The 8,635-nt window shown below is 39.8% G+C and carries 11 protein-coding genes and 1 pseudogene; 3 read left to right on the top strand and 9 right to left on the bottom strand.

Annotated elements, in window-relative coordinates; genetic code table 11:
- Nucleotides 1-239 precede the first annotated feature (239 nt).
- Nucleotides 240-335, top strand: coding sequence for a smalltalk protein (locus F7D73_RS03185; protein WP_153122254.1), 96 nt, complete (start codon nucleotides 240-242; stop codon nucleotides 333-335).
- Between the two features lie 42 nt (nucleotides 336-377).
- Nucleotides 378-812, top strand: coding sequence for an N-acetylmuramoyl-L-alanine amidase (locus F7D73_RS03180; protein ID WP_153122253.1), 435 nt, complete (start codon nucleotides 378-380; stop codon nucleotides 810-812).
- Nucleotides 813-1,016: 204 nt separating this feature from the next.
- Here F7D73_RS03180 and F7D73_RS03175 read toward each other — a convergent pair whose 3' ends face one another.
- On the bottom strand, nucleotides 1,017-1,178 hold the full coding sequence (locus F7D73_RS03175; RefSeq protein ID WP_153122252.1) for a hypothetical protein: 162 nt from the start codon (nucleotides 1,176-1,178) through the stop codon (nucleotides 1,017-1,019).
- Between the two features lie 310 nt (nucleotides 1,179-1,488).
- Here F7D73_RS03175 and F7D73_RS16025 point away from each other — a divergent pair, with 310 nt between their 5' ends.
- Nucleotides 1,489-1,647 carry a hypothetical protein gene (locus F7D73_RS16025; RefSeq protein ID WP_194256835.1) on the top strand — a complete coding sequence of 53 codons (159 nt, stop codon included), beginning with the start codon at nucleotides 1,489-1,491 and terminating at the stop codon, nucleotides 1,645-1,647.
- 521 nt (nucleotides 1,648-2,168) lie between these two features.
- Here the strand turns inward: F7D73_RS16025 and F7D73_RS03170 are convergent.
- The 8 genes and pseudogenes from F7D73_RS03170 to F7D73_RS03135 all read right to left on the bottom strand — a co-directional run bounded on the left by F7D73_RS03170 (nucleotide 2,169) and on the right by F7D73_RS03135 (nucleotide 8,416).
- A complete protein-coding gene (locus F7D73_RS03170; protein WP_153122251.1) occupies nucleotides 2,169-4,640 on the bottom strand; it encodes a KAP family P-loop NTPase fold protein in 2,472 nt (823 codons plus the stop codon).
- Nucleotides 4,641-4,833: 193 nt separating this feature from the next.
- On the bottom strand, nucleotides 4,834-5,385 hold the full coding sequence (locus F7D73_RS03165) for a hypothetical protein (protein ID WP_147347231.1): 552 nt from the start codon (nucleotides 5,383-5,385) through the stop codon (nucleotides 4,834-4,836).
- Nucleotides 5,357-5,965, bottom strand: a complete 609-nt coding sequence (locus F7D73_RS03160; protein ID WP_194256834.1) for an ImmA/IrrE family metallo-endopeptidase — start codon at nucleotides 5,963-5,965, stop codon at nucleotides 5,357-5,359. The genes F7D73_RS03165 and F7D73_RS03160 overlap by 29 nt, the downstream gene beginning before the upstream one ends.
- Before the next feature lie 139 nt (nucleotides 5,966-6,104).
- Complete coding sequence (locus tag F7D73_RS03155) at nucleotides 6,105-6,431, bottom strand: helix-turn-helix domain-containing protein (protein ID WP_118140693.1); 327 nt, start codon at nucleotides 6,429-6,431, stop codon at nucleotides 6,105-6,107.
- Between the two features lie 260 nt (nucleotides 6,432-6,691).
- A pseudogene (locus tag F7D73_RS03150) lies at nucleotides 6,692-7,099 on the bottom strand (IS66 family transposase); the annotation flags it as partial.
- A gap of 305 nt (nucleotides 7,100-7,404) precedes the next feature.
- A complete protein-coding gene (locus F7D73_RS03145; protein ID WP_153122249.1) occupies nucleotides 7,405-7,740 on the bottom strand; it encodes a hypothetical protein in 336 nt (111 codons plus the stop codon).
- Nucleotides 7,737-8,069 (bottom strand): IS66 family insertion sequence element accessory protein TnpB, encoded by a 333-nt coding sequence (gene tnpB, locus F7D73_RS03140; RefSeq protein ID WP_118201877.1) that lies wholly within the window; start codon nucleotides 8,067-8,069, stop codon nucleotides 7,737-7,739. Before tnpB ends, F7D73_RS03145 begins: the two co-directional genes overlap by 4 nt.
- A gap of 2 nt (nucleotides 8,070-8,071) precedes the next feature.
- Nucleotides 8,072-8,416, bottom strand: coding sequence for a hypothetical protein (locus F7D73_RS03135; protein ID WP_117587496.1), 345 nt, complete (start codon nucleotides 8,414-8,416; stop codon nucleotides 8,072-8,074).
- Between the last annotated feature and the right edge of the window lie 219 nt (nucleotides 8,417-8,635).

Genomic DNA, 8,635 nt, shown 5'->3' with positions numbered 1-8,635 from the left:
CCGAGGGCACATCAGGAATGAATTCAACATTGTCAAATCATCGCCCTGAACGGATACTTGCTCGTCCTGCCCGCTTCCTCTCTTTTGTCTCCCACAGATTTCACAGATTTGCACAGATACTCTCGTTGCAAGCAAAGGTCTTATACTCATCAGGTCTCACAGTAAAGAAAATCTGTGAAAATCTGTGTAATCTGTGGGAAAAGTAATCACTAATCACTAATCATTAATCACTAATTAACATGAAAAAGGAAACAATTCAGAAAGTAATCAATTTCGTCATCACTGTCCTCACTGCCGTCCTCAGCGCCTTCTGTGTGCAGAGCTGCAAGGGCTAAGGTAATTAATCAATAATCACTAATCATTAATCACTAGAAAAGATGAAGAATCCAAGAAAAATCAATCTGATTGTGGTACATTGCAGTGCCACACGTGTTAACCAGGACTTCCCTGTAGAAGCATTGGAAGCCTGCCACAAGGCAAGAGGCTTCAAGAGCATCGGCTACCACTATTACATTACGAAGGATGGCGTGGTCTATCCTTGTCGTCCAGAAAACGAGGTGGGGGCTCACGCCCGCCACTACAACGCCCACAGCATCGGAATCTGCTACGAGGGTGGTCTCGACGAGAAAGGCAAGCCTGCCGACACTCGCACTCCAGCCCAGAAGGATTCTCTGGAAGACCTCCTCTACAGTCTCGCCCTCGACTATCCCGGTGCCGAGATCCTAGGTCATCGCGACCTCCCCTGGGTTCGCAAGAGCTGTCCTTGCTTCGATGTCAAGGAATGGCTGAAGGAAATCGACTTCCATCTCTAGAAATCCCGAACAGATCCCAGAAATTCGTGTTATTCGAGTTATTCGTGTTCAAAATCATCCCAGCTTGTAGCAATACAGGTTGGGATTTTTATTATCCGTAAGCATCTTATAAACATCGGAGCGGAAGCGGATTTCATTAAGATTTTTGTCCTCAACTCTCACAAAGACAAAGGTGGTAAGAAAACAGCCTCACGGACAACACGTTTACCTCGACTGTTTATCATGATACGTCTTTCCAAAGTGCGTCGGATCTGTTGCTACAAAACCATTTTCAGCTACATATCCTTCACTTTTTGCCATGGCTTCGCCGTCGTCCCCTGCAATAGTGGACGTAACCTGTGAATGTATATTTGTCTCTTTCATCATACGAATCAAGTTCGTTTTTTGATGTCGTTCATCTGAATCTCGATATAAGAGACACAGAATCTCCTTGCAAAAATACGAAAATTGTTGGAAACTAGCAAATTATGCGTGTTAAAAAATTAATATCATTCTACGAAAATCAACATTATTTTACTATTCTTTTCGTACATAATTTCCTAAGTCGTTGATTGAACGAATGTTTTCGGTTTTCTGTGTCTCTCATGTAAAGATTCAGGAAAATTGGTCCATTTTGGTTCATTTTACAAAATCCCTCTTTTTATTCTTTTTTGTGGCTTATAGGGCTGCCAGTATTTTGGCGTTGGCATCATCTACTTTATTATATATGTCATTTGCGGTGGCTTTGTCTGTCCATCAGGAACTCTCCGAGCACTTAAAGCTCAGTCGCCGCACCTTGCAGGAATACCGCAAGCCGATAATTGATGGGAAAATCAGAGATGACAGATACACCTGATACTATTGCCTCTAAACGAACAAAGGGAAACAACCAGTCTTTGGTCGTTCCCCTTTGTTCGTTGTATTCATTCTGATTACATCACATGATTGTCAAAATGGCTTTGCATGCATATCATCCCGTCCTTCCTTGTCGATAAAGCGAGCTGCACTCGGCAATTTGAAAGCGAGTTTTCATTGCACTCACTGGCATCGCTTTTTCCCATTAAAAAAGGTATTTTTCTACCTCTCCGTCTCTCCTGCAAGGAGAGCTCCACCTTTCTCACCAAGCCTCTCTTTCCTCAGGAACGAGAGGATGTAACCGCCCTCCGGTGCTCGGAACCGCTACGCTATAAGGTTGGCGGACCAATCAAAGGTCTCGCCAAATTGTGCGGGATGGGACCGCATGGGTATTAGGCATATCACCAATACAGCGTCACCACTATTATATTACAAGTAGTTACACTTATCTTTTTTTGAAAAAAGTTATTTTATATCGTTATTAGAGTGAAGGATTACTAAGCACACTCCTTTAAATTAAACTTAATTTTGTGCTTTCAAACGATTATGCTTTAGATATTCATCCAAAGTATTATCCCCATCTTTATGCACAAAGCATTCTTGCAAGAAACGTCTATAGAAGTCAATGCTAGCAAAATGCTTTCTTATATCTGCTGTCATTGCCTCAATCCTTTCCTTATCATTATCACCAGGATAATTAGCGATAACAAACTTTTCTATAAATGTTCGAATATCATGATGTTCCTTGTTCTGAGAGAAATAAGTTATCAGTTCATTTTCTATAGGGAAAGAATCAAACTGAGGCCTTGAAGATGATTCATTATAAACAACAGAGCATCCTACAAATGATTTCAACCTAGATTCCTCCAAGAAATCCTTAATTCCAGGTTTCACCATATTCAAGAACTTACGAGCATTTTCACTTAACATCACATGCAATTCTTCAGAACTATAGATGCACTCTGGATAAAAAATCTCATTCCCATCACCGTCTTGCTGTGCAAAGCATGGTATCATCTTGCATAATATCTTTTGCAAGATATAAATGCCACGTAAAGGTTCTTGTATTGATGCGAAGTATTCATGCAGAATACCTTTTATAAGATCTACCTTATTCTCATCTATATGAGACTTCAAAAGAATATCCTTATAAAGAGAACCGACTTCGTCTAGGGTATAACTTTTATACTTCTCTGTCCATTCCGTCAACAACAAGAAGAAATTCTTAATGGTATTGTCATCCAAGCCATTCAGCCACTGCTCATCAAGCATTTGGTAAATTGACGATGCCTTACTGAATACACCCACATTAGAATTCTTAACATAAGATTTAATCGTTTCAGGAGATGAGCTCTTTAGAAGATTTGTAAAATCAGTTAGGCTCATCTGATATGTATAAGGACGGAAACTGAAATATGTAAGCAATTTATCTTCTCGTCTTATGCTATTACGCTTAGGCTTGGGTGTATTCCAAGATAGTGGTGGGAACAAAGCATTCAGTAAACGCAAGGAGTTACCTGAGAATTTATAATTTGCTAGCCTTTTCTTATCTTCAAGTTCTAAATATTTAGGATCTGATGGTTTTTTATACACTATGTCCCAAAGATTCTCACGGAATTTATTAAAACCGACTTCGTCAGTATACTCAAACAATAGTATCAAGAAGAGTTCCTTGATATTGAAGTCGGCGACGACCCCTTGCTTAGCAATATAGTCGAGGTTCAACATAAATATATTTACTAGCCTCTTGGCATCTCGAAAAATTGAGAGATAGTCTCTAAGATAGATATTATCGCGCCCTAATTCCATTTCCAAGTTATTCAACTGGTTTTGCAAACCTGCATCATAATGGGTATGTGCAAGGAGTTCTGTCTTAAACAAATGCGTTAACAAATATCTTTCATATTGTGGAAATTTTAACTCTAATTGGAATATTTTCTTAAGATATTCATCTGGCTTTTTTATTTGATCTTGAAGCGACTGAAGTACATATTCCTTATCGCAAGTCACAATATATACGATGTGGTTGAAATCTGCGGTATTTCTTATCAGTTTCAATACCTCAAAGATTTCCTTACCCTGAAGGCGATCTATGTCGTCTATAAGGATATAAAGTTTACCATCAAGAAGATTCAAACCACTGGATAACTCTTCTCTCAAAACAGATAAATCTTTACCATCACCAAGAGGGAAGACTTCACTAACTTTATCGGCTAAGGATTCATTACCCCACTTGAACAAGAGTTTGACATATTCATCTATTTCATCTTCTAGCTCAATACCTTGTTCACAAAGTTTGCTATTCAAAGCTTGAAAGAAATCTTGAATGATGGTCTCCGTTGAATTACTGAGCCATGGATTGAAATCCATATAAACCAACCCATTCTTGTGCATGTGATCCTTTAGGTAACTTAGAAAAGTCGTATTGCCAGTTCCCCAGCTACCTGTTAGTGATACCGTAAAAGCACCGTCAACAGCATTAGTTCCTTCTAATCTTGTTAACAAGCTCTCAGCATATTTATCCCATCCTACATTTTGCAAATCTTCTTGTTTCGAACAATCTGCTACAAAGCCTTCAACACCAGCATTAGGGATGTCTGATTCCTTAGCCCCAACGAATAATTTATTCAATTCAAAAATGAGGAGGCAAGTTAGAAAGGAGAAAGCTAACGCAAGATACTCTATCGCCATAGGATGTTTCGAGCTACATACAACCACTAACAATATAGATGTTACATAGGAAACACATTTGCTTATCCTAAATACTTTTCGATGCATTTGCTTATTGAGCATATAAACTGCCCCAGTTAAAAGTAGGATAAAGTTGAAAGCATAGAAACTTGGACTATTATGGACTTGGCCAAATATGGATCTACACCATATCATAGCTTGGCTGTCAGATGGCAAAATATCACCAAATAAACAAACCGCCATTATCTCCATATATACTACGAGATAATACCATATATCAGATTTTGAACTATATAGCTTCATTTTCACTTCTGTATATCATCAATACAGCATCCCTACTATATTACAAGTAGTTACACCTATCGGTTTTTTGAAAAAAAAAATATTTTGTATAGTTATTGCATAAGATAAGCTGCTCTCGGCAATTTGAAAGCAGCTTTCATACAAAGAATACATAAAAGCTAAGTTTTCCGCAGCCTCATGACTATTATATTGCTCAGAATCCTCCCAAATCCTTCTCTGTCTTATACTCCTCCATCCTATCCACGGGGAAACGAGCATTATTCTCTTTGATGGCATCCATAATAAATTGGTCGCATTGCTCGTCCGTCCAATAACCTTTGTTGATAGCAATCTGCAAAATGTCCATCACACCGATATATTCAATGTCATTGGCATCACAATAAGGTGCCACATCACGAAAGTTGCTGCTGGCTATCGTTTCCTGTCCATAGCGAGCCATCGCCATACAGGCACACTCACCATCACCCAAAAGACCATTGTCATGCTTCAACTTAAAAAACTCCCTCTTGATATTCTGGTTCTGACTGGGAAACTTGATTACACAAGTCTTTGAATCCTTAATCCACTCATCGACTTTCTGCTTACGGTTGGCATCGCCGGGATGACGTGTTGCCTCACGATAAACATTCTCGACAACATACAGCTGATGAGGTGACAAGATACCGTTCAATTCCATGATGTGACCTGTGGCTATGAAATGCGCTATGACATCCGCATCAACCAATATGACCTTCGCTCTTGCCATCCAAAGCCTCCTTTCCGAAATCAATGCCCATATCATATAACAAACCAAAATACTTGGCTTGGGAAATCAATCCCTTGTCATAAAGTTGGCGAGCCTTTACATTATAATCTCCTATCAGTTCCTTGCTATGGGTCGGCATATATAAAGAGGTAGGATAACCATACTCCGCAGCACTCCTTATCACATCATGCTGAAATAAACCATAAACCGTCTCGGAAATCAAATCCATCTCCTTGAGTCGATAGAGAAGGCAGGAACGAGAACAACGAAAGTTCTGCTCTATCTTCAATACCGTTGCCATAGAAATAGCATCTCTCTTTCGCTTCTCTACTGGTATTAACGATAGCACGCCATCCCTTGGCAAAAGTAAGCAACGAGCAAAATAATCAGCAGATTGTTCCTCTATGCTCTTTTTGCCATCTTCGTTATCCGTCTCATAGGATACACTAAAATCCTCTTGAAACAACAGGTGATAAAGTTCGTGACAAGCCGTGAAGCGTTGGCGGCTATAATTGCTGCTTGTATTGACAAGCATGAATAGTCGCACATCATGCTCCTTACGAAGTATCTTGATAGCCATGCCCTCAAAACCCTCAGACAAAGGTTGAAAACTTGCTATGATATTCTTGTTGCGAAGCATTTGATGAACACTAACAGGCTCATTAAACTTGACTCCTTGCTCTTGGCGAAGAGAAAGGGACAAGAGTTCCAATTGTATTTTATCTGATTTTTTCAAGTTCATTGCTCATCATGATATAGTTCTTTACTATTTGCTGGAAGTGAGACACCTCTTCAAGATTAGCCACACCATCACGTCGGAAAGCGTATGCAAAGTTCACTTGCTCCATGTTACCTTCGAGTATGTCATACTCATCAATACCATAGAGACGAGCCAACTTCTCCAAGCCCTCCATAGAGACTTCAGTCTCCCCCGTCTCGTACTTCAGGTAGGCTGGCTGGCTGATGCCAAGGTACTTGCTTACCTCCTCTTGGGTGTACTTGAATTTTTCACGAAGCACACGCAATATAGATTTATTGTCGTTCATTGCCATAATTTACTGAATTGCATTCATATATTGTCACTTAGATGGTGCAAAGATAAAAAACTATATCGTTATCTGCAAACTTTTTAGTTATATTTCACAGATATTTTTGAAAAAAAAGGCAAAGTTATAACTTAGCATCTTGGCACGGCGGCATTGTTTGTAAATCACCGTTAGAACGTAACTACTGATTTTCAGCAGTTAGCACATCCAACATTTTTCAAAAAAAGCATATTATTAATTGATATTGCCAAAGCTACCTATTAGGCAGCCTTGACACTCACCTTTTTGTTCGAGTTATAATTACATGGGATTAGGGACATGAAGTCTTGCTCCCCCTCCATCAGTCGGGTGAGTATATCTTCTATATAATCGCCAAAATTAATGTCATTCAACTTGCAGCTCTCAAAAAGTGAGAACATAAAAGCTATGTTTTCCGCACCTAAATGGCTTCCGGTATGCATCCAGTTTCGCCTACCCATAGCCAAGTGGCGGAACATTCGTTCGACCGCATTATTATGCATTTCGACACGGCCATCCTGCAAGAACACCTTGAAGGCCTTCTCGTCATCAAGTACATAGTTGACTGCTCGCTGAACCATTGCACCATAAGAAGAATCAAACTTGATCTTCTTCAACAACTTCATCAACTTGCCAACGATCGATGCACTGTACTTAAGTCTAAATCCTTCTCAATTGTCTCATACAAGACTACTCTATCTGCAGTAAACACCCTTATACAAGAGTCCTCGAAAATGGCATCTTCCTGCACACTGTGACTACGGCGACCCTCCTTATATTCCATCACACAAAGCTTGGCTTCCATGGAGAGGGCAGCATGGATGTACTCCACATTGTACTTAAATAAGTCATGATTTGCTGCATCTCTATGTTACTCTTGTTATTTATCATGTGTACAAAGGTACTAAATTTCTGCGACACATACAACTATTTCCCGTTAAGAAAAGCCATACAACTACTTATCTTTCAGAAGCTTACAAGATTTCAAAAACAACTTTTCCTCGTATTCCTTGTTTTTCTTTTCCAAAGCTTCTTTTGCTGTCAGAAGAGATTTGCGCTCTCTCAATAGAGCAAGCAGTGCTTCCTGCTTGCCCAAAATATACTCTTGTATCTCTACCATCGCATCCATGATTTCAACCTGACGCAGATTCATTCGAGAAATTTCCTCTCGAATCGCCTTTTCATCAGATGAACCTTGCTGTAATGAGACTTGAAGCTCTGCAACACGAGATTGCATACGCTTCAGTTCTGCATGCATGGATGGTATCAAACTCTTAATATCAGTATTCATAATATGATTTCCGTTTGTACAGATGTTGATAGCAACAGTATCAATGTCTCACGGCTTATCTTATGACAGCGAGCTGCCTCCAAGAAGCGAGGCTTGAGAAACTTACCATCATCAAACCACTTCTGGTATAAGACAAAACCATTGATATCATAATGTAATATTTTAACCTTGCGGTAATCCTTGGAATAGAAGATGAAGGCTTCATCATAACTATAAGGATCATGCTGCATTTTTTCACGGATGATTCCTGCCAAGCCCTCACGACCATTGCGCATATCAGTTGGCGTGGAACTCAAATAATAAGTTGTTCGAGAAGTGAAGTTCAGCATGGCTATGACATTTTACGCAGCAGTTCTGCAACTGCAAACAGGTTAGTACACTTGATTTCCATCTCATCACCAGTCGGAGACTTCAAAATCAGTCTCTCAACTTGCCAACCTGCAGGAGTTTGTTGCTCGGGAACAAAATTCTCCTCAACTGTCAAAGCGATAAACTCACCTTCGCCTAGCTTCTTGTTTTCATCTGGTTGAAGCTTATTTGAACGATATGATTTCTTAAACTCAATGAGCCAGTCATAATCCACTGCCTCATCCTTACAATACTTGCGCAAGCTACGACCTTTACGATTTTGGTTGTAATCCTGCATCACTTTTTCGAAATATTCCCTTGTTTCCATTATCAAACTGTTTTGATTACAGATGCAAAGGTAATATATTATATAGGTACCGCCATACGGGCTAACGGTGATTTACAAATCGAAATTGATATCGAATGAAGTATCGAAATCCTTAAGCATTGCATGCTTCGTTTTTTTCTCTGTTATTTTTCGAATCACCCCCTCCCCAGCCCGTCCGAGAACGGCCGTTTTGGGGTGTGTCACATAGGGTAGAACCGC

The sequence above is a fragment of the Segatella copri genome (assembly GCF_009494395.1).
GTDB lineage: Bacteria > Bacteroidota > Bacteroidia > Bacteroidales > Bacteroidaceae > Prevotella.
The sequence above is the reverse complement of the archived record's forward strand: the minus strand, read 5'-3'. Positions and strand labels throughout refer to the sequence as shown.

Bases quoted from the DNA above. Each gene is read 5' to 3' on its own strand.
- F7D73_RS03165 (WP_147347231.1), bottom strand. From the start codon at position 5,385: ATGGCAAGAGCGAAGGTCATATTGGTTGATGCGGATGTCATAGCGCAT.
- F7D73_RS03185 (WP_153122254.1), top strand. From the start codon at position 240: ATGAAAAAGGAAACAATTCAGAAAGTAATCAATTTCGTCATCACTGTC.
- F7D73_RS03135 (WP_117587496.1), bottom strand. From the start codon at position 8,416: ATGGAAACAAGGGAATATTTCGAAAAAGTGATGCAGGATTACAACCAA.
- tnpB (WP_118201877.1), bottom strand. From the start codon at position 8,069: ATGCTGAACTTCACTTCTCGAACAACTTATTATTTGAGTTCCACGCCA.
- F7D73_RS03175 (WP_153122252.1), bottom strand. From the start codon at position 1,178: ATGATGAAAGAGACAAATATACATTCACAGGTTACGTCCACTATTGCA.
- F7D73_RS03180 (WP_153122253.1), top strand. From the start codon at position 378: ATGAAGAATCCAAGAAAAATCAATCTGATTGTGGTACATTGCAGTGCC.
- F7D73_RS03160 (WP_194256834.1), bottom strand. From the start codon at position 5,965: ATGGCTATCAAGATACTTCGTAAGGAGCATGATGTGCGACTATTCATG.
- F7D73_RS03145 (WP_153122249.1), bottom strand. From the start codon at position 7,740: ATGAATACTGATATTAAGAGTTTGATACCATCCATGCATGCAGAACTG.
- F7D73_RS03155 (WP_118140693.1), bottom strand. From the start codon at position 6,431: ATGAACGACAATAAATCTATATTGCGTGTGCTTCGTGAAAAATTCAAG.
- F7D73_RS03170 (WP_153122251.1), bottom strand. From the start codon at position 4,640: ATGAAGCTATATAGTTCAAAATCTGATATATGGTATTATCTCGTAGTA.